The 25,607-nt window shown below is 71.3% G+C and carries 21 protein-coding genes; 13 read left to right on the forward strand and 8 right to left on the reverse strand.

The annotated features are described in order from the left end of the window. Positions 1–129 precede the first annotated feature (129 nt). On the reverse strand, positions 130–636 hold the full coding sequence (locus tag ACFY3N_RS01670) for a DUF4245 domain-containing protein (RefSeq protein ID WP_390814641.1): 507 nt from the start codon (positions 634–636) through the stop codon (positions 130–132). Between the two features lie 143 nt (positions 637–779). On the opposite strand from ACFY3N_RS01670, the gene glpX reads away from it, so the two are divergent. Then, a complete protein-coding gene (glpX, locus tag ACFY3N_RS01675) occupies positions 780–1,814 on the forward strand; it encodes a class II fructose-bisphosphatase (protein WP_390814642.1) in 1,035 nt (344 codons plus the stop codon). 231 nt (positions 1,815–2,045) lie between these two features. On the opposite strand, the gene ACFY3N_RS01680 is transcribed toward glpX, so the two are convergent. Together ACFY3N_RS01680 and ACFY3N_RS01685 are read right to left on the reverse strand one after the other, a co-directional pair. Further along, on the reverse strand, positions 2,046–2,420 hold the full coding sequence (locus ACFY3N_RS01680) for a WhiB family transcriptional regulator (protein ID WP_390814643.1): 375 nt from the start codon (positions 2,418–2,420) through the stop codon (positions 2,046–2,048). Between the two features lie 94 nt (positions 2,421–2,514). Then, positions 2,515–3,213: a DUF1707 domain-containing protein gene (locus ACFY3N_RS01685; RefSeq protein WP_390814644.1), complete on the reverse strand. Its 699-nt coding sequence runs from the start codon at positions 3,211–3,213 to the stop codon at positions 2,515–2,517. A gap of 155 nt (positions 3,214–3,368) precedes the next feature. Between ACFY3N_RS01685 and ACFY3N_RS01690 the strand changes: the two genes are divergently transcribed. From ACFY3N_RS01690 to ACFY3N_RS01710, 5 genes are all read left to right on the forward strand, one after another. Next, on the forward strand, positions 3,369–5,039 hold the full coding sequence (locus ACFY3N_RS01690) for a fumarate hydratase (protein ID WP_390814645.1): 1,671 nt from the start codon (positions 3,369–3,371) through the stop codon (positions 5,037–5,039). A gap of 339 nt (positions 5,040–5,378) precedes the next feature. Beyond that, positions 5,379–6,797 carry a M28 family peptidase gene (locus ACFY3N_RS01695; RefSeq protein ID WP_390814646.1) on the forward strand — a complete coding sequence of 473 codons (1,419 nt, stop codon included), beginning with the start codon at positions 5,379–5,381 and terminating at the stop codon, positions 6,795–6,797. A 109-nt stretch (positions 6,798–6,906) separates the two neighbouring features. Further along, on the forward strand, positions 6,907–8,310 hold the full coding sequence (locus ACFY3N_RS01700; protein WP_390814647.1) for a class II fumarate hydratase: 1,404 nt from the start codon (positions 6,907–6,909) through the stop codon (positions 8,308–8,310). Positions 8,311–8,382: 72 nt separating this feature from the next. After that, on the forward strand, positions 8,383–9,090 hold the full coding sequence (locus tag ACFY3N_RS01705; RefSeq protein ID WP_390814648.1) for a DUF402 domain-containing protein: 708 nt from the start codon (positions 8,383–8,385) through the stop codon (positions 9,088–9,090). A gap of 274 nt (positions 9,091–9,364) precedes the next feature. Next, complete coding sequence (locus ACFY3N_RS01710; protein ID WP_390814649.1) at positions 9,365–11,467, forward strand: SpoIIE family protein phosphatase; 2,103 nt, start codon at positions 9,365–9,367, stop codon at positions 11,465–11,467. Positions 11,468–11,530: 63 nt separating this feature from the next. Here ACFY3N_RS01710 and ACFY3N_RS01715 read toward each other — a convergent pair whose 3' ends face one another. Continuing rightward, positions 11,531–13,819, reverse strand: a complete 2,289-nt coding sequence (locus ACFY3N_RS01715) for a transglycosylase domain-containing protein (protein WP_390814650.1) — start codon at positions 13,817–13,819, stop codon at positions 11,531–11,533. 260 nt (positions 13,820–14,079) lie between these two features. On the opposite strand from ACFY3N_RS01715, the gene ACFY3N_RS01720 reads away from it, so the two are divergent. The 5 genes from ACFY3N_RS01720 to ACFY3N_RS01740 all read left to right on the forward strand — a co-directional run bounded on the left by ACFY3N_RS01720 (position 14,080) and on the right by ACFY3N_RS01740 (position 18,975). Continuing rightward, positions 14,080–15,015, forward strand: a complete 936-nt coding sequence (locus ACFY3N_RS01720; protein WP_390814651.1) for an SPFH domain-containing protein — start codon at positions 14,080–14,082, stop codon at positions 15,013–15,015. Beyond that, the gene (locus ACFY3N_RS01725) at positions 14,961–15,266 is read left to right on the forward strand and encodes a hypothetical protein (protein WP_390814652.1); all 306 of its coding nucleotides are present in this window, start codon (positions 14,961–14,963) and stop codon (positions 15,264–15,266) included. The genes ACFY3N_RS01720 and ACFY3N_RS01725 overlap by 55 nt, the downstream gene beginning before the upstream one ends. Before the next feature lie 162 nt (positions 15,267–15,428). Further along, entirely contained in the window at positions 15,429–15,953 is a 525-nt protein-coding gene (locus ACFY3N_RS01730; RefSeq protein ID WP_390814653.1) for a PadR family transcriptional regulator, read from the forward strand. Then, positions 15,950–16,645, forward strand: coding sequence for an ABC transporter ATP-binding protein (locus ACFY3N_RS01735; protein WP_390814654.1), 696 nt, complete (start codon positions 15,950–15,952; stop codon positions 16,643–16,645). The genes ACFY3N_RS01730 and ACFY3N_RS01735 overlap by 4 nt, the downstream gene beginning before the upstream one ends. Then, a complete protein-coding gene (locus ACFY3N_RS01740; RefSeq protein ID WP_390814655.1) occupies positions 16,642–18,975 on the forward strand; it encodes an ABC transporter permease in 2,334 nt (777 codons plus the stop codon). The genes ACFY3N_RS01735 and ACFY3N_RS01740 overlap by 4 nt, the downstream gene beginning before the upstream one ends. A gap of 23 nt (positions 18,976–18,998) precedes the next feature. Here the strand turns inward: ACFY3N_RS01740 and ACFY3N_RS01745 are convergent, their stop codons facing one another. Beyond that, on the reverse strand, positions 18,999–19,943 hold the full coding sequence (locus ACFY3N_RS01745) for a LysR substrate-binding domain-containing protein (RefSeq protein ID WP_390814656.1): 945 nt from the start codon (positions 19,941–19,943) through the stop codon (positions 18,999–19,001). 133 nt (positions 19,944–20,076) lie between these two features. On the opposite strand from ACFY3N_RS01745, the gene ACFY3N_RS01750 reads away from it, so the two are divergent. Both ACFY3N_RS01750 and ACFY3N_RS01755 read left to right on the forward strand, forming a co-directional pair. Then, the gene (locus tag ACFY3N_RS01750) at positions 20,077–20,631 is read left to right on the forward strand and encodes a peroxiredoxin (RefSeq protein ID WP_390814657.1); all 555 of its coding nucleotides are present in this window, start codon (positions 20,077–20,079) and stop codon (positions 20,629–20,631) included. 6 nt (positions 20,632–20,637) lie between these two features. Beyond that, on the forward strand, positions 20,638–21,171 hold the full coding sequence (locus tag ACFY3N_RS01755) for an alkyl hydroperoxide reductase (protein ID WP_390814658.1): 534 nt from the start codon (positions 20,638–20,640) through the stop codon (positions 21,169–21,171). Positions 21,172–21,510: 339 nt separating this feature from the next. Here ACFY3N_RS01755 and ACFY3N_RS01760 read toward each other — a convergent pair whose 3' ends face one another. The 3 genes from ACFY3N_RS01760 to ACFY3N_RS01770 all read right to left on the reverse strand — a co-directional run bounded on the left by ACFY3N_RS01760 (position 21,511) and on the right by ACFY3N_RS01770 (position 25,513). Continuing rightward, on the reverse strand, positions 21,511–22,899 hold the full coding sequence (locus tag ACFY3N_RS01760) for an AI-2E family transporter (RefSeq protein WP_390814659.1): 1,389 nt from the start codon (positions 22,897–22,899) through the stop codon (positions 21,511–21,513). A gap of 144 nt (positions 22,900–23,043) precedes the next feature. After that, on the reverse strand, positions 23,044–23,751 hold the full coding sequence (locus tag ACFY3N_RS01765) for a transglycosylase SLT domain-containing protein (RefSeq protein WP_390814660.1): 708 nt from the start codon (positions 23,749–23,751) through the stop codon (positions 23,044–23,046). 436 nt (positions 23,752–24,187) lie between these two features. After that, on the reverse strand, positions 24,188–25,513 hold the full coding sequence (locus tag ACFY3N_RS01770; protein WP_390814661.1) for a PhoH family protein: 1,326 nt from the start codon (positions 25,511–25,513) through the stop codon (positions 24,188–24,190). Positions 25,514–25,607: the final 94 nt, after the last annotated feature.

Genomic DNA, 25,607 nt, shown 5'->3' on the forward strand with positions numbered 1-25,607 from the left:
AACGCGCGCCCCGCGTGTTTTGATCGCCTCCCGGTCGCACCCCCCTAATTAGCACGCCACCCGCGCACTGGGGGCGGCCCCCCCCCCCCCCGCCCCCGGGGGGGGGGCCCCGCCCCGTGTCGCGTGCGCTCACTCGGTGCGCAGCGCCCCGGCCATCTTCGCCAGCTGGCCGAACGAGCCCGTGCCGGTCACCACCGTGGTCGAGCCCTCGGTGCCCTCCAGCACCAGCGCGTCGTAGTGGTCGCCCTCGTAGCGCGTCCAGGTCCTGCCGTCGATCCGCTCGGTGGCCCCGGTCTTCGCGGCGCCCTGCGTCTTGTCCTCGATGAACACCGACCGCTTGGCCGCGGACTGCTCGACCGCCACGTACTCCCCGTCGGGGGCGTGGAAGCCGAGGTGCCAGGCGTCGGCCTCGGTGCCCTGGAAGCGGACGGAGGTGGGCTTCCACGCCTCGGACAGGCCCTCCGGCGCGGCCACGGGGTAGGAGGCGGCCCGGCGGGCCGTGAGGAGGTCGACCCGGTAGTCGACCCGCTTGATGTCGGGTTCGCCGTCCTCGTGCGGGATGAACAGCCAGACCACTCCCGCGGCGAGCATGACGAGGACCAGGGAGAGGATCATGTCCCGGGCCGTTTTCTGCATGCTGCTCGTTCCTGCCACGCCCCCTATCGTCGCAGGTGCCCGGTGCGCTCATCCGTGGGGTCCCCTGCTCATTTTGTCGTACTGACGATAGAGTCGTGCCCACACCCTCATCCGGCCGTCGTCGTACAGAAAGGTGCGCTCCGATGACCGAACACCATCACTTGCCGTCCGAGCTCGATGTCCCGTCCGAGGCCCCCGACCGCAACCTCGCCCTGGAGCTCGTACGGGTCACCGAGGCGGCGGCCATGGCAGCCGGCCGCTGGGTAGGGCGCGGCGACAAGAACGGCGCCGACGGCGCCGCGGTGCGTGCGATGCGCACCCTCGTCTCCACCGTCTCGATGAACGGCGTCGTCGTCATCGGCGAGGGCGAGAAGGACGAGGCCCCGATGCTCTTCAACGGGGAGCGCGTGGGTGACGGGACCGGCCCCGAGTGCGACATCGCCGTCGACCCGATCGACGGTACGACGCTGACCGCCAAGGGCATGACGAACGCCATCGCGGTGCTGGCCGCCGCCGAGCGCGGCTCGATGTTCGACCCGTCGGCCGTGTTCTACATGGACAAGCTGGTCACCGGGCCGGAGGCCGCCGACTTCGTCGACATCAACGCGCCGGTGAGCGTGAACATCCGCCGGGTCGCCAAGGCCAAGCGGGCCACCCCCGAGGACGTCACCGTGGTGATCCTCGACCGGCCGCGGCACGAGGGCATCATCAAGGAGATCCGGGAGACCGGGGCGCGCATCAAGCTGATCTCCGACGGCGACGTGGCCGGCTCGATCCTCGCGCTGCGCGAGGGCACCGGCATCGACCTGCTGCTCGGCGTCGGCGGCACCCCCGAGGGCATCATCTCGGCCTGCGCGGTGAAGTGCCTGGGCGGCACGATCCAGGGCAAGCTGTGGCCCAAGGACGACGAGGAGCGGCAGCGGGCGGTCGACGCCGGACACGATCTGGACCGGGTGCTGACCACGGAGGACCTGGTCACCGGGGACAACGTGTTCTTCGTGGCGACGGGCATCACCGACGGCGAGCTGCTGCGCGGGGTGCGGTACCGGTCGGAGACGGCCACGACCGACTCCATCGTGATGCGGTCCAAGTCGGGGACGGTGCGCAGGATCGACTCCGAGCACCGGCTGAGCAAGCTGCGGGCGTACAGCGCGATCGATTTCGACCGGGCGAAGTGAAACGTCACTTCGGTGCGTCGTGCCCGCGGCGCGGCGCGTGGGTGAGTGCGGGCGCACTGCGGCTGGTCGCGCAGTTCCCCGCGCCCCCTGGTGGATCGCCCCGCCCGGCGTGACGAGGCGCCCCCCCGGTGCGGAGGGAGCGCCCACGCGGCGGAGCCGCACGTGTCACAGCCCCGCGCCGAAAGGGCGCCCCCTGTGCGGAGGGGGCGCCCTTTCCCTTGCGCGCGCGTGTCAGCCCGCTGCCGCGATGCGGCCCGGGCGGGAGGCCTTCTTCAGTTCCATGTCGCGGCGCCTGCGGCGGGCCAGGACCACTCGGCGCTCGGCGGCGGTGAGGCCGCCCCAGACACCGTAGGGCTCGGGCTGGAGCAGGGCGTGCTCGCGGCACTCGACCATCACCGGACAGCGGGCGCAGACGCGCTTGGCCGCCTCCTCCCGGGAGAGCCGGGCGGCGGTGGGTTCCTTCGAGGGTGCGAAGAACAGCCCCGCCTCGTCGCGCCGGCACACCGCCTCGGTGTGCCAGGGGGCGTCCTGGTCCCTGTCCCGCGCTGCCGCTCGCTGGGCCGGGACAGCGGCTATCTGCAGGGACGAATGCGGCGGTTGCAGCACGGTCTACTCCTGACGACGGCTTCGCAAGCGAGACACGATGCAGCAAGGCTTACCCGATGTGCGCGCGCCTATGCACTGAGTTCCGGACCGCGCGTCAGTGGCCCAGGTGCCTGCGCAGGCTCCGGTCGACCTTGCGCTGCACCCGGTCGAGGATGTCCGCCACGAGCTTGCCGCGCCTGGGCCGCGCCTCGACGCTGCCCAGCACCGCCCAGCCGTCGACGTAGACCACCGGGGCCTCGTCGTCGGCCGCGTCGAGCGTGTCCACCTCGAAGGAGCCGAGCACACCGCCGCCCATGCCGCGCAGCGACACGTTCTCCGGGACGAGGACCTCGACACTGCCGAAGACGGAGAACGCCTTGATCATGACCTGCTGGTGGTCGAACAGCGCCTCGCTGAGGTCGATCTCCACGCTGCCGAAGACCGCGTACGCGTGGATGCGACGGCCGGTGCGCCGACGGCCCTTGCGGGAGGCGGCGCTGAACACCGCGACCACGTTGTCGTCGGGGTCCACCGGGATCGCGCCGGTGGTGGGGCGGCTGGGGGCGGAGGCGTGTGCCGCCGCACGCCGCTGGTGGGCTATCGGCAGGTCCTGGAGGAACACCTCCAGCTCCCCGACCGTCTTGGCGGCCAGCACGCCCTCGACGCGCTCCGCGTGCTCGTCGGCGGTGAGGCGGCCCTCGGCGAGGGCCTCGCGCAGGAGGTCGGCGGTACGGTCCCGGTCGGCGTCGGAGGCGCGCAGCTCGGCCGTCCGCGGTGCCGCGGCCGGCTGCTGGGCGTGCTTCTGGAGGTCCACGGCAACAGCGTACCGAAACGCGATAGATCGCGACTACCCCCTGACGGGGACGACTGAGGACAACCTCACAGCCTCGCCCCGGGGAGCAGGTCCTACGCTGGTGGGCGCCCGCCGACGTCGGCGGGCGGCCGTCTGTCGAGTGAGGAATGGGCGAGATGCCTGAGTTCGAGTACGCCGATCTGCTCCCCATGGGAGAGGACACCACCCCCTACCGGCTGGTGACCTCCGAAGGTGTCTCCACCTTCGAGGCCGACGGACGGACCTTCCTCAAGGTGGAGCCGGAGGCGCTGCGCAAGCTCGCCGAGGAGGCCGTCCACGACATCCAGCACTATCTGCGCCCGGCCCACCTGGCGCAGCTGCGCCGCATCATCGACGACCCCGAGGCGTCGGGCAACGACAAGTTCGTGGCGCTCGACCTGCTGAAGAACGCGAACATCGCGGCGGCGGGCGTGCTGCCGATGTGCCAGGACACCGGCACGGCGATCGTCATGGGCAAGCGCGGGCAGAACGTGCTGACGGAGGGGCGCGACGAGGAGGCCCTGTCCCGGGGCATCTACGACGCCTACAAGAACCTGAACCTGCGCTACTCGCAGATGGCTCCGCTCACCATGTGGGAGGAGAAGAACACCGGTTCCAACCTCCCGGCGCAGATCGAGCTGTACGCGACGGACGGCGGCGCGTACAAGTTCCTGTTCATGGCCAAGGGCGGCGGGTCGGCCAACAAGTCGTTCCTCTACCAGGAGACCAAGGCCGTCCTGAACGAGGCCTCCATGATGAAGTTCCTGGAGGAGAAGATCCGTTCGCTGGGCACGGCCGCCTGTCCGCCGTACCACCTGGCGATCGTCGTCGGCGGCACGTCGGCCGAGTACGCGCTGAAGACCGCGAAGTACGCCTCCGCGCACTACCTGGACGGGATCCCCGCCGAGGGGTCGCCGCTCGGCCACGGCTTCCGGGACAAGGAGCTGGAGGAGAAGGTCTTCGAGCTGACGCAGAGGATCGGGATCGGGGCGCAGTTCGGGGGCAAGTACTTCTGCCACGACGTGCGGGTGGTGCGGCTGCCGCGGCACGGGGCGTCGTGCCCGGTCGCGATCGCGGTGTCCTGCTCGGCGGACCGGCAGGCCGTCGCGAAGATCACCGCCGAGGGCGTATTCCTGGAGCAGCTGGAGACGGACCCGGCGCGGTTCCTGCCGGAGACGACGGACGAGCAGCTGGACGAGTCCGGCGACGTGGTCAGGATCGACCTCAACCAGCCGATGGACGACATCCTCGCCGAGCTGACCAAGTACCCGGTCAAGACCCGGCTCTCGCTGACCGGGCCGCTGGTCGTGGCGCGGGACATCGCGCACGCCAAGATCAAGGAGCGGCTGGACGCCGGCGAGGAGATGCCGCAGTACCTGAAGGACCACCCGGTGTACTACGCGGGTCCCGCGAAGACGCCGGAGGGGTACGCGTCGGGGTCCTTCGGGCCGACGACGGCCGGGCGCATGGACTCGTACGTGGAGCAGTTCCAGGCGGCGGGCGGGTCCAAGGTCATGCTGGCGAAGGGGAACCGGAGCAAGCAGGTGACCGACGCGTGCGACGCGCACGGCGGGTTCTACCTCGGGTCCATCGGCGGGCCGGCGGCCCGGCTCGCGCAGGACTGCATCAAGAAGGTCGAGGTCGTCGAGTACGAGGAGCTCGGAATGGAGGCCGTGTGGAAGATCGAGGTGGAGGACTTCCCGGCGTTCATCGTGGTCGACGACAAGGGGAATGACTTCTTCCAGGATCCTTCGCCGCAGCAGCCGACGTTCACGTCGATCCCGGTGCGGGGGCCCGGGCTGGCGTAGTTCCGCGGGGCGGGGCGGCGGGGGCGGGGTTTCCCGCCCCCCCCGCCCCTTTCCGTTCCCGTTCACCGGGGGCGCCGCTCCCGGACTCCCGCTTCTCAAGCGCCGGAGGAACCGATTCAGCCCCTCCGGGGGAGTTCGAGGAGCGGGGAAGGGGCGGCGAGGGCGGGCCGCCGTCCGCATAGCGGACCTCGTGTGCCGCTTTCGGACAACCTCGGCCTCTCGCCGCCCGTTCCGTTGACTGGCCCCACCATCACTGTGAGTCTTCTCGCCACTCCGACATGCTCATGCCATGTCACCCCTGTGTGGCTCACCCCACAGCCACCTCCCGGAGGAGACCAGGTGAAACGAAGATTCGCCGTGGCGGGCCTCTCGCTCGCCGTCGTGCTCGGCTGCGGAACACTCCCCGCCGCGGCCGCCGGCCCCGTGCGCACCGCGGACACCACCGCAGCGCCCGACGTCGATGTGAACCAGGTGAAGGCGCACCTGAACGAGTTCAGCGCCATCGCGGGCCGGAACGGCGGCAACCGCCGGTCCACCGGCCAGGGTTACCGCGACTCCGTCGCCTATGTGAAGGGCAGGCTGCAGGCCGCCGGATACACCGTCACCGAACAGCCGTGCACCTCCGGCTGCACCAGCGGGGCCGGGCCCAACCTGATCGCCGAGTGGCCGCAGGGCGACGCGGGCACCGTGTACATGTTCGGCGCCCACCTGGACAGCGTCTCGGCGGGGCCCGGCATGAACGACAACGGCTCCGGTTCGGCCGCCCTGCTGGAGAACGCCCTGACGCTCGCCCGGCAGAACCCCACCCTGCGCGACCGGGTCCGCTTCGCCTGGTGGACCGACGAGGAGCAGGGCCTCAACGGGTCCGACTTCTACGTGCGTTCGCTGTCGTCGACCGAGCGCGCGAAGATCAAGGCGTACTACAACTTCGACATGATCGCCTCCACCAACGGCGGCTACTTCGTCAACCACATCACCTCCTCGGCCGCCGCGCCGATGAAGGCGTACTGGGACTCACTGGGCCTCCAGCCGGAGGAGAACACCGAGGGCGCGGGACGCAGCGACGACTACTCCTTCGAGCAGTACGGCATCCCGACCTCCGGCTACGCGATGGGCGCCAGTGCCCGCAAGACCTCCGCGCAGGCCGCGAAGTGGGGCGGGACCTCCGGGTCCGCGTACGACCCCTGCTACCACCGGTCGTGCGACACCCTCACCAACATCAACACCACCGGCCTGGACCGCGCGTCCGACGGCATCGCGTACACGATCTGGCAGCGGGCCGTGGACGCCGGCACCGGCGGCGGCTGTGACACCGCCGGAGCGGTCGTGAACGGCGGGTTCGAGAGCGGCACCTCGCCGTGGACCGGGACCACCGGAGCCATCGGCGCCCACACGGGACAGCCGGCCCACGGCGGAACCCGATTCGCCTGGCTCGGGGGGAACGGGTCCACGGGCACCGAGTCGATCAGCCAGACGGTGACCGTGCCGTCCGGGTGCTCCCGGGCGGCACTGGGCTACTGGCTGCACATCGACACCGACGAGTCCGGCTCGACCGCGTACGACAGGTTCACCGTCAGGGCCGGCGGCACCACGCTCGCCACCCTCTCCAACGCCGACGCCGGCAGCGGCTACGTGCAGCGGTCGGTCGACCTGTCGGCGTACGCGGGGCAGACGGTGACCCTGACGTTCACCGGCAGTGAGGACTCCTCCCTGCAGACGAGCTTCCTCCTGGACGACGTCACCCTCCAGGGCGGCTGACCTCCCCCCACGGGACCCCCGCCCCGCCGCGCTCCTCCTGCGGCGGGGCGGGGGCCGTCCGGGAATACGCTCGTCGGACACCGCTGCTGTGCATCTCGGAGGTACGACGATGACGACCACGGACGACGACCGGCGCTACCGCATCGAGCACGACTCCATGGGGGAGGTGAAGGTACCGGCCGACGCCAAGTGGCGCGCGCAGACCCAGCGCGCCGTGGAGAACTTCCCGGTCTCCGGGCAGCGGCTGGAGCGCGCCCACATCGAGGCCCTCGCCCGGATCAAGGGCGCCGCGGCCAGGGTGAACGCCCGGCTCGGGGTGCTGGACGAGGACGTCGCCGAGGCGATCCAGGAGGCGGCCGCCGAGGTCGCCGAGGGCCGGTGGGACGAGCACTTCCCCGTCGACGTGTTCCAGACGGGCTCCGGGACCTCGTCCAACATGAACACCAACGAGGTCGTCGCCACGCTCGCCACCGAGCGGCTGGGACGGGACGTGCACCCCAACGACCACGTCAACGCCTCGCAGTCGTCCAACGACGTGTTCCCCTCGTCCCTCCACATCGCCGCCACGGCCGCCGTCACCCGCGACCTGATCCCGGCGCTCGACCACCTCGCCGCGTCCCTGGAGCGCAAGGCCGAGGAGTTCGCCGACGTGGTGAAGTCCGGGCGGACGCACCTGATGGACGCCACTCCGGTGACGCTGGGCCAGGAGTTCGGCGGGTACGCGGCCCAGGTGCGGTACGGGATCGAGCGCCTGAACGCCTCCCTGCCGCGCCTCGCCGAGCTGCCGCTGGGCGGGACCGCCGTCGGCACCGGCATCAACACCCCGCCGGGGTTCTCCGCCGCCGTCATCGAGGAGGTCGCCCGCGCGACCGGGCTGCCGCTGACCGAGGCGCGGGACCACTTCGAGGCGCAGGGCGCCCGGGACGGCGTCGTGGAGACCAGCGGTCAGCTGCGGACCATCGCCGTCGGGCTGACGAAGATCGCCAACGATCTGCGGTGGATGGCGTCCGGACCGCGTACCGGCCTCGCCGAGATCAGCCTGCCCGACCTCCAGCCCGGCTCCTCGATCATGCCCGGCAAGGTCAACCCGGTCGTCCCGGAGGCCGTGCTCATGGTCTGCGCGCAGGTCACCGGCAACGACGCGACCGTCGCCGCCGCGGGCGCCGCCGGCAACTTCGAGCTCAACGTCATGCTCCCGGTCATCGCGAAGAACGTGCTGGAGTCGGTGCGGCTGCTCGCGAACGTCTCCCGGCTGCTCGCCGACCGCACGGTCGACGGGATCGTCGCGCACCGCGAACGGGCCCTGGAGTACGCCGAGTCCTCGCCGTCCGTGGTCACCCCGCTCAACAAGTACCTCGGCTACGAGGAGGCCGCCAAGGTCGCCAAGAAGTCGCTGGCCGAGCGGAAGACCATCCGGCAGGTGGTCCTGGAGGGCGGTTACGTCGAACGGGGCGACCTCACCGTGGAGCAGCTCGACGAGGCGCTGGATGTCCTGCGGATGACGCGCCCGTAAAGCCTGGCACGCCGGGTGTGAACCGTGGCGGGGACCACGGCGTCGTATGCGCATGGCACCTACTATCTGGCCATGACAGAGGGCGGAGCGGCGATGCGCGAGGAACGCGGGGAAGAGGAAGCGGGCGGGACGGCCGGACACTGGGCGCCCGGGACGCAGATCCTGTGGCGGTACCGGGAGAACGCCGGGGCGCGCATCCACATCGCGCGCCCCGTCACGGTCGTACGCGACGACCCGGAGCTGCTCGCGGTGTGGATGGCGCCGGGCACCGAGTGCGTGAAGCCGGTGCTCGCCGACGGCACGCCGGTGCACCAGGAGCCGCTCGGCACCCGGTACACCAAGCCGCGCGCGGTGCAGCGGGACCGCTGGTTCGGCACCGGTGTGCTGAAGTTGGCCCGGCCCGGCGAGCCCTGGTCGGTGTGGCTGTTCTGGGAGCCGGGCTGGCGGTTCAAGAACTGGTACGTGAACCTGGAGGAGCCGCTGGCCCGCTGGGCGGGCGGGGTGGACTCCGAGGACCACTTCCTGGACATCTCCGTGCACCCGGACCGGGCCTGGCACTGGCGGGACGAGGACGAGTTCGCCCAGGCCCAGCGGGACGGTCTGGTGGACTCCGCGCTGGCCGCAAGGGTGCGGGCGGCCGGGCGGGCCGCGGTGGAGGTGATCGAGGCCTGGGGGCCGCCGTTCGCCGACCGGTGGGAGAACTGGCGCCCGGATCCGTCGTGGACGGTACCGTCACTGCCACAGGACTGGGACCGCACTCCGGCGCATGTGTCCTCGTGAGACCCTTGCCGCGTCCCCGGGCGGGAAACGTAGGATCGTCCTCCGCAGGGGCGCGGGGCAGCAACCGCCGGAGCGGGAACCGGGCTTGACCGATCGTCACCGAGGGGCGGCAGGACGTGAGCGAGGGGTACGGAAACACCGGTGCCGGCCGGGAACGGCCGGCCAACGGCACAGGAACAACCTCTGACCACGCGGGAATTCCGTTCCGGGGGCACGTATTCCGGGTATCGGAGTTTCGGCGGGACGAACCGCGCGCACGGCGTGCGCCGGACGGATGGACTCGACACGCGTGACGGAGCAGCCGACCTCCTTCGAACGCCCGCAGCCGGGCGTCGACCCCGCGGATCCCCGCGGGGCGCTCCTGCGTACCCCGCCGCCGGCGCGTGTGCCGGGCACGGGGGCCGCCTTACCCCTTCAGAGCGGCTCCGGCGGTGAGTCTCCCGCGTCCGGGGCCGCGTCGCCGGACACGGTGGCGCCGGACGGCACCGGCCAGGACCCGGCCGCCGGGCCCGGCTCCGAGCACTCCCAGCCGGGTGCCGGGCAGGGCGCCGGACCGGACACGCACCGGCCGCGTCCCGCGCCCGAGGGCATCCCGGTGCAGCCGGCCGTGGGCCCCGACGGCACGGAGCGGCGCACCGGGCAGCTCGCCCGGCCCGGGCGGCCCACGCCGATGCGCCGGGACGGGGACCGGCTGCGGTTCGTCGGTGCCGCGACCCGGCGGATCGCCCGCGGCATCGACCTGGACGAGATCGTGATGGGGCTGTGCCGGGCCACCGTGCCCACCTTCTCCGACGCGATCCTGGTCTATCTGCGCGATCCGCTGCCGGTCGGCGACGAGCGGCCCACCGGCCCGCTGGTGCTGCGGCTGCGCCGCAGCGACCGGATACCGGCCGAGCGGGACACCGAGGGCGGGTTCACCCCGGTCGCCCCGCCGGAGCCGTCCGAGCTGGACTCGGTCGGCGCGGAGCTGTGCACGGTGCGGCCCGGCAGCGCGCTCGCCGAGGTGCTGCGCGGGGTGCGGCCGGTGTTCACGGACGCGCCCGCGGCCCGCGCCGCGCTGCCCGAACTGCTCGGCGAGGAGGGCGCGCCGGCCGTACCGGACGGACAGCGGGCGATCCTCGCGCCGCTGCGCGGCCGGCGGCGGGTGATCGGCGCGGCGCTGTTCCTGCGCCGCCCGGAGCGCATCCCGTTCGAGGCCGACGACCTGCTGGTCGCAGCCCAGCTCGCCACGCACAGCGCCCTCGGCATCGACAAGGCGGTGCTGTACGGGCGGGAGGCGTACATCGCGGACGAGTTGCAGCGCACGATGCTGCCGGAGAACCTGCCGCGCTGCACCGGCGTGCGGCTGGCGTCCCGGTACCTGCCGGCCGCGGAGACCGCGCGGGTCGGCGGCGACTGGTACGACGCCATCCCGCTGCCCGGCAGCCGGGTCGCGCTGGTGGTCGGTGACGTCATGGGGCACTCCATGACGTCGGCGGCGATCATGGGCCAGCTCCGCACCACCGCGCAGACCCTGGCCGGTCTCGACCTGCCGCCGCAGGAGGTGCTGCACCACCTCGACGAGCAGGCGCAGCGGCTCGGCGTGGACCGCATGGCGACCTGTCTGTACGCGGTCTACGACCCGGTCTCGCACCGCATCACCATCGCCAACGCCGGCCATCCGCCGCCCGTCCTGCTGGAGCTGGGCGGCCGGGCCGAGGTGCTGCGGGTGCCCGCGGGCGCCCCGATCGGTGTGGGCGGGGTGGACTTCGAGGCGGTGGAGCTGGACGCGCCCGCCGGGGCGACCCTGCTGCTGTACACCGACGGCCTGGTGGAGTCCCGGCTGCGGGACGTGTGGACCGGGATCGAGCAGTTGCGGGAGAAGCTCGCCGCGACCGCGCAGCTCACCGGGCCCGATCATCCGCCGCCGCTTGAGGCGCTGTGCGACGAGGTGCTCGACATGCTCGGTCCGGGCGACCGGGACGACGACATCGCGCTGCTCGCCGCCCGCTTCGACGGGATCGCGCCGAGCGACGTGGCGTACTGGTTCCTGGAGCCGGAGGACGCCGCCCCCGGCCGGGCCCGCCGCCTCGCCCGGCGGGCGCTGTCCCGCTGGGGTCTGGAGGAGCTGAGCGACTCCGTCGAGCTGCTGGTCAGCGAGGTGGTGACCAACGCCGTGCGGTACGCCACGCGGCCGGTCACCCTGCGGCTGCTGCGCACCGACGTGCTGCGCTGCGAGGTCGGTGACGACGTGCCGCAGCTGCCGCGGCTGCGGCAGGCGCGGGCCACGGACGAGGGCGGGCGCGGGCTGTACCTGGTGAACCGGCTGGCCCGGCGCTGGGGCGCGACCCGGCTGAGCACGGGCAAGGTGGTGTGGTTCGAGCTGAACCGCGGCTGAGCCGTCGTACGGCGTGACGAGGGGCGCCCGGTGTGGTCACCGGGCGCCCCTCGTGTCTCCCGTCTACTGCTCCTCGTCGTCCCCCGGGTCCTCCGGGCCCCCCGGGAGCTCGAACGTCGGCGGTGCGGAGGTGGTCGGGTCCGTCGGCGGCTCCGACGTCGGCGGCTCCGACGTCGGCGGCTCGGAGGTCGGCGGCTCGGATGTCTCCGGCGGTGCTTCCGTGGTCGGTTCCTCGCTCGTCGGCTCGCCGCTCGGGCTCTGCGACGGCGACTGCGAGACCGACGGCGAGGTGCTCGGCTTCACCGCGTTGCCCTGCTTGGTGTCCAGGTCGAACTCGGTGACCTCGTCCATGACGCCGAAGGTGTACGCGGCCCAGATCTCCGCGGGGAAGCCACCGCCGTTGACGCGGTGGTCGACGCCGCCCGCCCGGTACATCGGGACCTGGTTGCCGTTCTCGGCGTCCTCGCCGAACAGGCCGACCGAGGTGACCAGTCGGGGGGTGAAGCCGGTGAACCAGGCCGACTTGTTGTTGTCGGACGTACCCGTCTTGCCGGCGACCTGCTGGCCGTCGCGCAGCGGGTTCTCCCGCACGGACTGCCTGGCCGTGCCGTCGTCGACCACGCCGGTGAGCACGGAGGTCACCGTGTCGGCGGCCTCGCGGCTGATGACCTGCTCGCCGACCGGGTCGGGGAACTCGACCGCGCGGTCCTTGTGCTCGACCGACTTCACGATCGCCGGGGTGACCTTCTTGCCGTGGTTGTCGAGGGTGGCGTAGACGCCGGCCATCTCCAGCGGGCTCGCGCCCATACTGCCCAGGGTCTGCGCGGGCACGGCCTCCATGCCCTCGGTCTCCATGCCGAGTTCGCCCGCGGCCTTCACCACCTCGGTCATGCCGACGTCGATGCCCATCTGCGCGAAGACCGAGTTGACGGACTTGTTCATCGCCTCCTGGACGGTGATGTCGCCGTAGTCGACGTCGTCCTCGTTGGGGGGCGCGAAGCCGACCTCCCGGTCGCCGTCCATCACGGGGCGCTTGCTCGTGCCGTCGTACAGCGTGTTCGCCGTGATCGGCACGCCGTCCTGGGTCTCGGCGTCCTGGTCCACGGCCGCGGCGAGGATCAGCGGCTTGAAGGTGGAGGCGGGCTGGTAGTCGTCACGGGTGGCGTTGTTCCGGTAGTGCTTCACGTAGTCCACGCCGCCGTACATCGCCACGACCGCGCCCGTCTTCGGGTCCACCGAGACGGCGCCGGCCTGGACGTCGGCGTCGACCTCGCGCTTCTCGGGGTCCAGCTTGCTGGTGAGCTCGGTCTTGACCGCCTCCTCCAGCGCCTTCTGCTTCTTCTTGTCGATGTTGAGCGTGACGGTGTAGCCGCCGAGGTCCAGCATGGCTTCGGCCTGCTTCATGTCCTCGGCGGTGCCCTGGGCGACGAGCTGCTGCTTGAGCGCGGTGTTGGCCGCCTCCACCAGGTACCCGGTCTGCCCCTCCATCCCGGGAACGGCCTTGGGCTCCTCGGGCACCGGGAACTCCATGCCCCGGCGGTCGGAGCCGTCCAGCCACTTCTGCTCGACCATGTTGTCCAGGACGTAGTTCCAGCGCTCCTGGACGAGCTTCTTGCCGGTGTCGCTGGCGATCGCCCAGTCGTACTGGTTCGGCGCCTGGAGCAGCGCGGCGAGGTACGCGCCCTGCTCGACGTCGAGGTCCTCGGCGTCGACGCGGTAGTAGGCCTGCGCGGCCGCCTGGATCCCGTAGGCGCCGCGGCCGTAGTAGCTGGTGTTGATGTAGCCGGCGAGGATGTAGTCCTTGGACTTCTCCCGGTCCAGCTTCAAGGAGATGACCAGCTCCTTCAGCTTGCGGCTGACGGTCTGTTCCTGGGACAGGTAGTAGTTCTTGACGTACTGCTGGGTGATCGTCGAGCCGCCCTGCGCGCCCTTGCCGGAGAGCGTGTTGAGCACACCGCGCGCGGTGCCCTTGAGGTCGACGCCGGAGTCCTTGTAGAAGCTCTTGTTCTCGGCGGCGACGAAGGTGCGCTGGACGTCCTTGGGCACCTTGGCGAGGTCGACGATCTCGCGGTTGTAGCCCTTGCGGGCCATGATCGAGCCGTCGCTGTACTCGTAGACGTTGCCCTGGAGCTCGGCGTCGGCGTTCCCCTCGGGGATGTCGATCACCAGGTACAGCACGATGAAGGCGCCCATGCCGAGCAGGCAGAGGCCGAAGAACGTGCCGAGGATCTTCTTCCAGGTGAAGAGGCGGCGTATGCCGCTGCGGCCGACCGCGCCCGGGGAACGGCGGCCGCCGGGTGCCGCACGGCGCCCACCGCGCTGTCGTGCGCGTCTTTCTTCCGCTCGTCCCATGCGCCCGTTCCGCTCCGCTTCGTTCGTGTGTGCTCGTCGGCCACACCAGTTCGCCGCTCAGGTCAGCTCAGAAAGCTAACACCGGCGGCTATGACAAAGGGCGGCCGATCCGGCCTTTACGGGCGTGACAATCAGCACCCGTTCCAACGGAACCGACGTGCGAGAGGGGTACGAGGTTGCCGTGCCGGGGTAAAGTGATATCACTTAGATAAGCAGGTGCTAGCCGCTCGGCGGGCACCCGGAGAAACGGGGGACCACTCATGTCCATACACGACACGCAGGTCACGGCCGACGTGCCCGAGATGCCGGCCCCGCGCGTGCGGGAGTTCGCGGCGCACAGCATCGGCGGCGGGCTGGCGCTGCTGCTCGGACTGGTCGGACTGCTGGCCGGCACCGGGCTGGTCATCGGCGCCACGGCGGTGAGCGGGGCCGGCGCCAAGGCCGCACTGATCGTCGCCGGCGTCCTGGTCGCCGTCGCCGCGTTCCTCGCGATGTGCGGGCTGAACATGGTGGCGCCGGGCGAGGCGCGGGTGGTGCAGCTCTTCGGCCGCTACCGGGGGACGATCCGGCAGGACGGGCTGCGCTGGGTGAACCCCCTCACCTCGCGCAGGAAGATCTCGACGCGGGTGCGCAACCACGAGACCGCGGTCCTGAAGGTGAACGACGCCTACGGCAACCCGATCGAGCTGGCCGCGGTCGTGGTGTGGCGGGTGGAGGACACCGCCCAGGCCACCTTCGAGGTCGACGACTACATCGAGTTCGTCTCCACCCAGACCGAGGCGGCCGTCCGGCACATCGCCATCGAGTACCCCTACGACGCCCACGACCAGGACGGCCTCTCGCTGCGCGGCAACGCCGAGGAGATCACCGAGAAGCTCGCCGTCGAACTGCACGCGCGCGTGGAGGCGGCCGGCGTGCAGATCATCGAGTCCCGCTTCACGCACCTCGCGTACGCTCCCGAGATCGCCTCGGCGATGCTCCAGCGGCAGCAGGCTGGCGCGGTCGTGGCGGCGCGGCAGAAGATCGTGGAGGGCGCCGTGGGCATGGTCGAGTCGGCGCTCGCCCGGATCGCCGAGCAGGACATCGTGGAGCTGGACCCCGAACGGAAGGCGGCGATGGTGTCCAACCTGATGGTGGTGCTGTGCGGCGACCGTTCCGCGCAGCCGGTCCTCAACACCGGGACGCTCTACCAGTGACGACTCCGTCCGGGGGTTCGGCCCCCCAGGGCCGGCCGCAGCGCAAGCAGGTGCTGCTGCGGCTGGACCCGTCGGTGTACGAGGCGCTGGCGCGGTGGGCGAACGACGAGCTGCGCTCGGCGAACGCGCAGATCGAGTTCCTGCTCCGGCGCGCCCTCGCGGAGGCGGGGCGGCTGCCCGGCGAGGCGGGGCCGCTGCCCCGCCGCGGCCGTCCGCCCGGGAGCTCCAGCCCCGGCCCCCCGCCGGCCTGAACGGCCCGCCCCGGGCCTCCCCCGGGCGGGCCGTCCACGCTTCCGCGGGCGCAGTGACAGAACCGTGACAATCGGCTCCCACCTGGGCCGCCGTACACCGCGCCACGGTCTGCACACTCGGTGTATACACACTGCGTATACACCGTGTGTAGAGTGCTCCGCATGTCCATCGGTCACACCCTCCTGGGGCTCCTGGAGTCCGGTCCGCGCCACGGTTACGACCTGAAGCGGGCCTTCGACGAGAAGTTCGGTCACGACCGGCCGCTGCACTACGGCCAGGTCTACTCGACGATGTCCCGGCTGCTGAAGAACGGGCTCGTCGAAGTCGACGGCATCGAGGCCGGCGGCGGCCCCGAGCGGAAGCGGTACGCGATCACCGAGGCCGGCGTCACCGATGTCGAGCGCTGGCTCGCCACCCCGGAGAAGCCGGAGCCGTACCTCCAGTCGACGCTCTACACCAAGGTCGTCCTCGCCCTGCTCACCAGCCGGGACGCCGCCGACATCCTCGACACGCAGCGCTCGGAGCACCTGCGCGGCATGCGGATCCTCACCGACCGCAAGCGCAAGGGCGATCTCGCCGACCAGCTCATCTGCGACCACGCCCTCTTCCACCTCGAGGCCGATCTGCGCTGGCTGGAGCTGACCGCGGCGCGTCTCGACAAGCTCCGTGCGGCGGTGACCCGATGACCGCGCCCGTTCCCCCCGGTTCCCTGCTCACCGCCCAGGACCTGTGCAAGGCCTACGGTCCCACCACCGCGCTCGACGGTGCCGCCTTCTCCATCCACCCCGGCGAGGTCGTCGCCGTGATGGGACCCTCCGGGTCGGGCAAGTCGACGCTGCTGCACTGCCTCGCCGGGATCGTCACCCCCGACTCCGGGTCGATCACGTACGACGGGCGCGAGCTGACCGCGATGAGCGACGCCGAGCGCAGTGCGCTCAGGCGCTCGGAGTTCGGCTTCGTCTTCCAGTTCGGGCAGCTCGTGCCGGAACTCACCTGCGTGGAGAACGTCGCCCTGCCGCTGCGGCTGAACGGCACGCCCCGCAAGGAGGCCGAGCGGGCCGCGCTGACCTGGCTGGAGCGCCTCGAGGTGGACGACGTCCGCAAGAAGCGGCCCGGCGAGGTGTCCGGCGGTCAGGGGCAGCGGGTCGCCGTGGCACGGTCGCTGGTCACCGGCCCCCGGGTGCTGTTCGCCGACGAGCCGACCGGTGCCCTGGACTCCCTCAACGGCGAGCGGGTGATGGAGCTGCTCACCGACGCCGCCCGGTCCACCAACGCCGCCGTCGTCCTCGTCACGCACGAGGCGCGGGTGGCCGCGTACTCCGACCGCGAGGTCGTCGTGCGCGACGGGAAGTCCCGGGACATGGAGCGCGCCGTATGAGTGCGGGCCAGTGGGCGCGGGACCTCGGCATGGGGCTGCGGTTCGCCTTCGCCGGCGGACGCGAGGGCTGGATCCGCGCGCTGCTCACCGCCGTCGGGGTCGGGCTGGGGGTGGCGCTGCTGCTGCTGACCACCGCCCTGCCGGGCGCGCTGGCGGAGCGGGACCGGCGGGGGGAGGCGCGGCTCAACTACACCTTCGGTGAGCAGATCGAGCGCGCCGACGACACCCTGGTGACCGCGGACACCGACACCGAGTTCGACGGCCGGGACATCCGCGGCCGGCTGCTGGAGCCGGAGGGCGCCAAGGCCCCGCTGCCGCCGGGGCTCCGGGAGTTCCCGGCGCCGGGCGAGATGTGGGTCTCCCCCGCGCTGAGGGAACTCCTCGGCTCCGACGACAGTCGACTGCTGCGGGAACGGCTCTCGTACGACATCGTGGGGACGATCGGCGAGCAGGGGCTGATCGGCTCGCAGGAGCTCGCCTACTACGCGGGCGCCGAGGGCCTCGCACAGCGGGTTGGCGACGGGATCGTGGGCCGTATCGACTCCTTCGGGGACCCCAACCCGGTGGAGGAGGAGATGGACCCGGTCCTCATGCTGCTGGTCCTGGTCGTCTTCGTGGTGCTGCTGATGCCGGTCGCCGTGTTCATCGCCGCGGCCGTACGGTTCGGCGGCGAGCGGCGCGACCGCAGGCTGGCCGCGCTGCGGCTGGTCGGCTCCGACGGCGGCATGACCCGGCGGATCGCCGCGGGCGAGGCGCTCGGCGGGGCACTGCTGGGGCTGGTGTTCGGCACCGGGTTCTTCCTGGCGGGGCGTGAGTTCGCGGCCTCCGTCGAGGTGTTCCGGATCAGTGTCTTCCCGAGCTACCTGAACCCCTCGCCGCTGCTGGCGCTGCTGGTCGCGGTGGCTGTTCCGGGGGCCGCGGTGCTGGTGACGCTGCTGGCGCTGCGCGGGGTGGTCATCGAGCCGCTGGGCGTGGTGCGCACGGCGCGGCCCGCCCGCCGCAGGCTGTGGTGGCGGCTGCTGCTGCCGCTGGCCGGGGTCGGCATGCTGTTCCCCATGATCGGCCAGGGCAAGGAGAACGGGGACTTCAACCAGTACCTGGTCACCGGCGGTGTCGTCTGTCTGCTCGTCGGCGTCACCGCGCTGCTGCCGTGGATCGTGGAGACGGTCGTCGCCCGGCTCGGCTCGGGCAGCGTGTCCTGGCAACTCGCCGTGCGCCGACTCCAGTTGAGCAGCGGCGCGGCGGCCCGCATGGTCAACGGCATCGCGGTGGCCGTGGCCGGCGCGATCGCGCTGCAGATGCTGTTCGCCGGGGTGGAGGACTACTACACCAAGGCCACCGACTACGACGTGACCAGGGCCCAGATGCAGGTGCGGGTGCCCACGGGCATGGAACTCGGCGCGGCCACGACGAAGCTGGAGAGGACCAAGGGCGTACGCCAGGTGCACGCCCTGTCCGAGGGGTACCTCTATGACGCGCCGCCGCAGAAGGAGCCGCAGAACGGCGCGCCGCTGACCATCGGCGACTGCGCCACCCTGCGGGAGGTCGCGAAGCTGCCGGATTGCCGGGACGGTGACGCGTTCACGCTCCGCGGCGGCGACTACGACGACGGGACCGCGGCACTGAACAAGCCCGGCCGGAAGCTGTACCTGGAGACGCCCGAAGGCCCCGCGGGGACCGAGGCCGTCGCCTGGACGCTCCCGGAGGGAGTGAAGCAGGCCGACTCGATCGACGACCCGACCGGCACCCAGCGCAACGGCTTCCTGATGACCCCGGGCGCGATGCCCGCAGCCATGGCGGAGGCGGTCAGAGGGGAGCTGTATCTGGTGATCGACGACTCGGTGCCGTACGTCCGCGAGTACGTGCGCAACGCGGCGGCCGAGATCGATCCGATGAGCGTTCCGGCGACGTGGTACGCCACCGAGCGTTCCGACCGCTACGAGTCGATCCGTACGGGCCTGTTCGTCGGCGCCGTGGCCGTACTGGCGCTGATCGGGGCGAGTCTGCTGGTCTCCCAGCTGGAGCAGTTGCGGGAGCGCCGCAAGCTGCTGTCGGCCCTGGTCGCCTTCGGCACCCGCCGGCGCACCCTGAGCCTGTCGGTGCTCTGGCAGACGGCGATACCGATCGGCCTGGGCCTGCTGCTGGCCTCGGTAGTGGGCGTGACCCTGGGCGCGGTGCTGCTGAAGATGACCGCGACACCGGTGGGCGTGGACTGGGCGAGCGTGCTGAGGATGACCGGCGTCGGCGCGGGCGTGGTCCTCGCGGTGACCCTGCTGAGCCTGCCCCCGCTGCTGCGCATGATGCGCCCGGACGGGCTGCGCACGGAGTGAACGGAACGGACGGTGGGGGGCGCTCAGCTCCCCACTATCCGTACCGGAAGGTCCCGCATCGCCGCTCGCAGGGACGCCGCCAGTTCCCTGTGCTCCGCCGCCCTCGCCGTGCCCGTGCGCATGGCGAGGGCGATGCGGCGGCTGGGGGCCGGGTCGGTGAAGCGGGCGGTGAGCAGCCGGTTGGAGCGGGCGGTCTCGACCGGGACGGCGGTGCGCGGCAGCAGGGTCACCCCGAGGCCGCCCGCGACCAGCTGGACGAGTGTGGCCAGCCCGGCCGCCGTCGTCGTGGCCGGGACGTCGGCCCGCCCGGCCTCCCGGCAGATGTCCAGGGCCTGGTCGCGCAGGCAGTGGCCCTCGTCGAGCAGCAGCAGGTTCAGCTCGCGCAGCACCGCGCGGGGGATGCCCTCCCGGCCGCCGAGCCGGTGGCCGAGCGGGGTGACCAGCACGAAGTCCTCGTCGAAGAGGGGGATCTCGGTCACGCCGGGGACACCGAGGGGCACGGCGAGCAGCAGCAGGTCGAGCCGGCCGGCGGCCAGTCCGTCCAGCAGGTTCGCGGTCTGCTCCTCGTGCACCTGGAGGTCGAGGAGCGGATAGCGGCCGCGGACCAGCCGCAGGATCGTCGGCAGCAGATAGGGTGCGACGGTCGGGATGACGCCGAGCCGCAGCACCCCGGTGAACGGCGCCCGCAGCGCGTCCGCCTCCTCCATCAGCGCGTCGACTTCCCCGAGTACGGCCTTGGCACGGGCGGCGAGCCGCTCACCGGCCGGTGAGAGCAGCACCTTGCGCGTCGTACGCTCCACGAGGGTGACACCGAGCGTCTCCTCCAGCGTCGACACGGCGCCCGACAGCGCCGGCTGGCTCATCCCGATCGCCGCGGCGGCGTCCCGGAAGTGCAGATGCTCGGCCACCGCGGCGAACGCGCGGAGCTGAGCGAAACTGGGCTGCCTGCGCCTCTTGCCCACGGTCACTGATAGCTACCTCCGATCAACACGACCGAGTGTAGCTATTTCACTAATCAATGCACGTTGTGCCAACATCAACAAGGTCCAACCCATGGGAAATGCCCGCAATCCGGGTGTTTCCCCGCTGCAAGGAGAGCCTGTGCTCACTTTCGGTGACAAGTTCCCCGATTTCGAACTGACCGCCTGCGTCTCGCTGGAGAAGGGCAAGGAGTTCGAGACGATCAACCACAAGACCTACGAGGGCAAGTGGAAGATCGTGTTCGCGTGGCCCAAGGACTTCACCTTCGTGTGCCCGACCGAGATCGCCGCCTTCGGCAAGCTGAACGACGAGTTCGCCGACCGTGACGCCCAGGTCCTCGGCTTCTCCGGCGACTCCGAGTTCGTCCACCACGCCTGGCGCAAGGACCACGACGACCTGCGCGACCTGCCGTTCCCGATGATGGCGGACTCCAAGCACGAGCTGATGCGCGACCTCGGCATCGAGGGCGAGGACGGCTTCGCCAAGCGCGCCGTGTTCATCGTGGACCAGAACAACGAGATCCAGTTCTCCATGGTGACCGCCGGCTCCGTCGGCCGTAACCCCAAGGAGGTCCTGCGGGTGCTGGACGCCCTGCAGACCGACGAACTCTGCCCGTGCAACTGGTCCAAGGGCGACGAGACCCTGGACCCGGTCGCGCTGCTGTCGGGGGAGTGATCCGGCATGTCGCTCGACTCCCTGAAGTCCCGCATACCGGACTACGCCAAGGACCTGAAGCTCAACCTGGGTTCGGTCATCGGCAACTCGGACCTGTCGGCCCAGCAGCTCTGGGGCACGGTGCTGTCGACGGCGATCGCCTCGCGCTCGGCGATCGTGCTGCGTGAGCTGGAGCCGGAGGCGAAGGCGAACCTGTCGCCGGAGGCGTACACGGCCGCCAAGGCCGCCGCCGCGGTGATGGCGATGAACAACGTCTTCTACCGCACCCGCCACCTGCTGTCGGACCACGAGTACGGCAACCTGCGCGCCGGCCTGCGGATGAACGTGATCGGCAACCCGGGCGTCGACAAGGTCGACTTCGAGTTCTGGTCCTTCGCGGTCTCCGCGATCAACGGCTGCGGCATGTGCCTCGACTCCCACGAGCAGGTGCTGCGCAAGGCCGGCGTGGAGCGTGAGGTCATCCAGGAGGCCTTCAAGATCGCCGCGGTGGTCCAGGCGGTCGCCGCGACGCTGGACGCGGAGGCGGCCCTCGCGGAGTGACTCCGCACACCGTCACGCGCGTCGGGCCCGTCCACCCCAACCGGTGAACGGGCCCGACCCGCATCCCCGTGCCCCGCTCTCCGCACCCCGTGCTCCATGCCCCGCGCTCCGTGCCCCGCGCTCCGCGGGCAGTCGTGCCGCCCTGGGGGTACCTCCCAGGCCCTTCAGGCACTGGGGGAGGCACGGGTGGGCGCGACGGCACCCCGCAAGCGCCGGGCCGCGCGACCTCCCCCGCCCCGCACCAGCACCGCTCACCGGCGCTCGCCGGGTGCCTCCCCCACTCCCGGCTTCGCTGGAGCGGGGGACCCCCATGGGCGGGGCCCCCTCGCCCACCCGTACCTATGCGCCCCCGGCGTCACCCGGACGCGTCTCCTCCTCCGGCGCCGGAGGCCGAGCCTCCGCCGCCGCCGGCACCGGAGCGTCCGGTTCGGACATCGCCGTGGCACCGCGCGGCCGGGGCGCCTGGATCACGGCCGTCTCACGGGAGTAAGCCCGCAGATAGCCGACGACGGTGTTGGTGACCGCGACCAGCGGCACGGCGACCACCGCTCCGCCGATGCCGGCCACCATGCCGCCCGAGGCGACCGCCAGCACCACCGCGAGCGGATGGACCCGGACCGCGCGGCCCAGGATGAACGGCTGGAGGATGTGCCCCTCGATCTGCTGCACCGCCAGCACCACCACCAACACCATGACGCCCGTGAACACGCCCTGCGTGACAAGCCCGACGACCACCGCGAGCGCCCCCGACACCACCGCGCCCACGAGCGGGACGAACGAGAACAGGAAGATGAACACGGCGAGCGGCACCGCCATCGGCACATCGAGGAAGTAGATGCCGAGGCCGATGAAGATCGCGTCGATCAGAGCCACTATCACCGTGCCGCGCACATACGCCGTCAGCGTCCGCCACGCCGCCGGACCCGCCCCGGCGACACCCGGACGGGCCGCCGCCGGAACGAGCTTCAGCGACCACTCCCAGATCCGCTTGCCGTCGTAGAGCAGGAACAGCGTCGAGAAGACCGCCAGCAGGATGCCGGTGAGCGCCTCGACCACGACGGTCACGCCCTCCAGGCCCGCCGAGGTGATCTGCTCGGTGTTGGCGCCGACCGCTTCCCGCAGGTTCTTGGCGATCTCGTTGATCTGCTTGTCGGTGACGTGGAAGGGGCTGTTCAGCAACCAGTTGCGCAGCTCGTCGATGCCGTCCTGGATCTGGTCGGAGAGGTGGTCGATGTTCTCCATGACCTGCCAGGTCACGAACCAGCCTATGAGACCGATCACGACGAACCCGAACAGCGCCGTCAGCGCGGTGGCCGGACCGCGCGGCACGCCGAACCGCCTCATCCGCGCCACCGTCGGCTGGAGCAGCGCCGTGATCAGCAGCGAGGCCACGAACGCCAGCACCACCAGCTGTACGGCGCTGATGATCCGCATGAGCACCCAGACCGTGCCGGCCAGCACCAGCAGCCGCCAGCCGGCCTCGGCCGCCACCCGCACCCCCCAGGGCACGGCCTGCGCCGGGTCGGGGCGGGCCGGGACGACGGTGGCCGTGTACGCGAGCGACGACTCGGGCGCGGGCCCAGGGGTCTTCACCGGTTCGGTTCCGAGGTCGGCGTCGGCGTCCGGCCGGTGGTCCCGCTCCACCTCGGCACGGCGTTCCTCCAGCCGCTTGCTGACCTCGGTCAGTCCGGCTCCGACCCGGCCGAGCCACCCTGGCACTCGCGACATGATCCGTCCTCTTCCCCCGTTTCTCCCCACCACTCCCCCCTGGAGTCGTCGGTCAGACCGTACATGGCGACAGCCCCGCACCGTAGGACGGTGCGGGGCTGTGCCGTGGTTGAGCGGGGCGGGGCCGGAGGGCTCCCGTCGTCCCTAGTACCAGTTGTTGGCCTGCCAGAAGTTCCAGGCGCCGCAGGGGCTGCCGTAGCGGTCGTTCATGTAGCCCAGGCCCCACTTGATCTGGGTGGCCGGGTTCGTCGCCCAGTCGGCTCCGGCGGAGGACATCTTGGAGCCCGGGAGCGCCTGCACCAGGCCGTAGGCGTCGGAGGTGGGGTTGTCGGCCTGGTAGTTCCAGCTGGACTCGTGGTCCACGATGTTGCTGAAGCACTGGAACTGGTCGGCCGGGACGAGCTGGCGGGCCATCGCCTGCACTTCGGCGACCGTGTAGGACGACTGGACCGGGAAGCTGGACGCGTCGCGGGTCGCGGAACGGCTGGCGGCGGCCTTGGCCTCCGCGCGCTCCTTGGCCTCCTGCTCCGCCTTCTCCGCTTTCTCGGCCGCTTCCTTCTTCTTCGCGACCGCGGTCTCGGCGGCGGCCTTGCGGGCGGCCTCCTCGGCGTCCTTCTTCGCGCTCGCGTCCGCGGCGATGGCCATCGTTTCGGCCTGCTGCGTCAGGGAGGCGGTCTGCACCTGGGCCTGCTGGCCCGCGGGGATGTCCGCGAGCAGCGTGGTGCCGCTTGCCGTCGCTTCGGCGTCGTTGTTCTGTGCGGTGCTGCCCGAGGCAACGCCGACGACGCTTCCGACAGCGGTGACCGCGGTGGCCGAGGCCACTGCGAATCCCCGGACCGAGATCCGGCTCACACGGTTTCCTTCCAGCATCGCCCGCTTCGGTGACCCTCGCGGACGCAATCGTGCCCCTGGCACTGACCTCCCCAACTACGGGTCACGGGAGGCACGGGCCCGGTGGGCAACTCCCACGAGGGAGCGCCGCGTGGTGCTCGGGCGGCATACGACGACGCTATGGAGTTGAAACTGTGGTGCCATACCTCCCCCGCCACAAAAGCGCGGGGGCACCCCCAGGGGGACAGGTGTGTCGTATGCGGGGCCTGACAGGAGTGAGACTCTGCCGTAACCCGACGGGGCAAGGCAATTCCCCGTTGCGTGTGAAAGCTCACATCTCGTTCGGCGCCGGGGAATCCCGGGAATCCGCACACGCGCCGGCGCCGCCCGGCTAGGCTCTACGCCTTTCCGGACGGCGCCAACTACCGCGTGACCGACCTTTGTTGGACCGTGCGGGTCAGATCTGCCCGTCTTCGAGCATTTCGGTCACAAGCGCAGCGATCTGGGACCTCTCGGACCGCGTCAGGGTGACGTGCGCGAACAGCGGATGCCCCTTCAGCTTCTCGACGACGGCGACCACACCGTCGTACCGACCGACCCTCAGATTGTCCCGCTGGGCGACGTCATGGGTCAGAACGACCCGCGAATTGGCACCGATCCGGGACAGAACGGTCAGCAGGACGTTCCGCTCCAGCGACTGGGCCTCGTCCACGATCACGAACGCGTCGTGCAGCGAACGGCCCCGGATGTGGGTGAGCGGCAGGACCTCCAGCATCCCGCGCGCGGTGACCTCCTCGATGACCTCCCGGCTGGTGACCGCCGACAGCGTGTCGAACACCGCCTGCGCCCAGGGGCTCATCTTCTCCGCCTCGGAACCCGGCAGATAGCCGAGCTCCTGCCCGCCCACCGCGTACAGCGGACGGAAGACCATCACCTTCTGGTGCTGACGGCGCTCCAGCACCGCCTCCAGGCCGGCGCACAGGGCCAGCGCCGACTTGCCGGTGCCGGCCCGGCCGCCCATGGACACGATCCCGACGTCCGGGTCGAGCAGCAGGTCGAGCGCGATCCGCTGCTCGGCGCTGCGGCCCTTGATGCCGAACGCCTCCCGGTCGCCGCGCACCAGACGGACGTTGCCCTCGGGCGTGACCCGCCCCAGCGCCTTGCCGCGCTCCGACTGGATGGTCAGACCGGTGTGCACGGGCAGGTCGGAGGCCTCGGGCACGTACACGTGGCCCTCTTCGAAGAGGACGTCCACCTGCTCGCCGGGCAGGGTCAGTTCGGACATTCCGGTCCAGCCGGAGGAGTCCGTGATGGCGAGCTCCGCGCGGTACTCCTCGGCGAGGAGTCCCACGGAGGACGCCTTGATCCTGAGCGGGAGGTCCTTCGACACGACGGTGACGTCGAACCCCTCGGCCTGCAGGTTGCGGGCGACCGCGAGGATGCGGGAGTCGTTGTCCCCCAGGCGGTAGCCGCTGGGCAGCACGCTGGGGTCCGAGTGGTTGAGCTCGACCCGCACGGTCCCGCCGAGGTCCCCGGTCGGGATGGGGGCGTCGAGACGGCCGTACCGCACCCGGTAGTCGTCCAGCAGGCGCAGTGCCTGCCGGGCGAAATAGCCGAGTTCGGGATGGTTCCGCTTGGCCTCCAGCTCCGTCACCACGACGATGGGGAGCACGACCTCGTGCTCGTCGAAGCGGTTCAGGGCGCCTGGATCGGCCAGCAGGACGCTGGTGTCGAGAACATAGGTGCGCCGGTCGGGCTTGTGGCGCTTTGCGCTGGTCACCACGGAAGGACGTACCCCCTCGGATGAGGTCGGGGAGCGACGATGCGGAGCTGGACCGGTAGCCGGCCCCCATGCACAGCGGGCCGGGAACCGGCCC

Source organism: Streptomyces sp. NPDC000348, from assembly GCF_042898795.1.
Classification (GTDB): Bacteria; Actinomycetota; Actinomycetes; order Streptomycetales; family Streptomycetaceae; genus Streptomyces.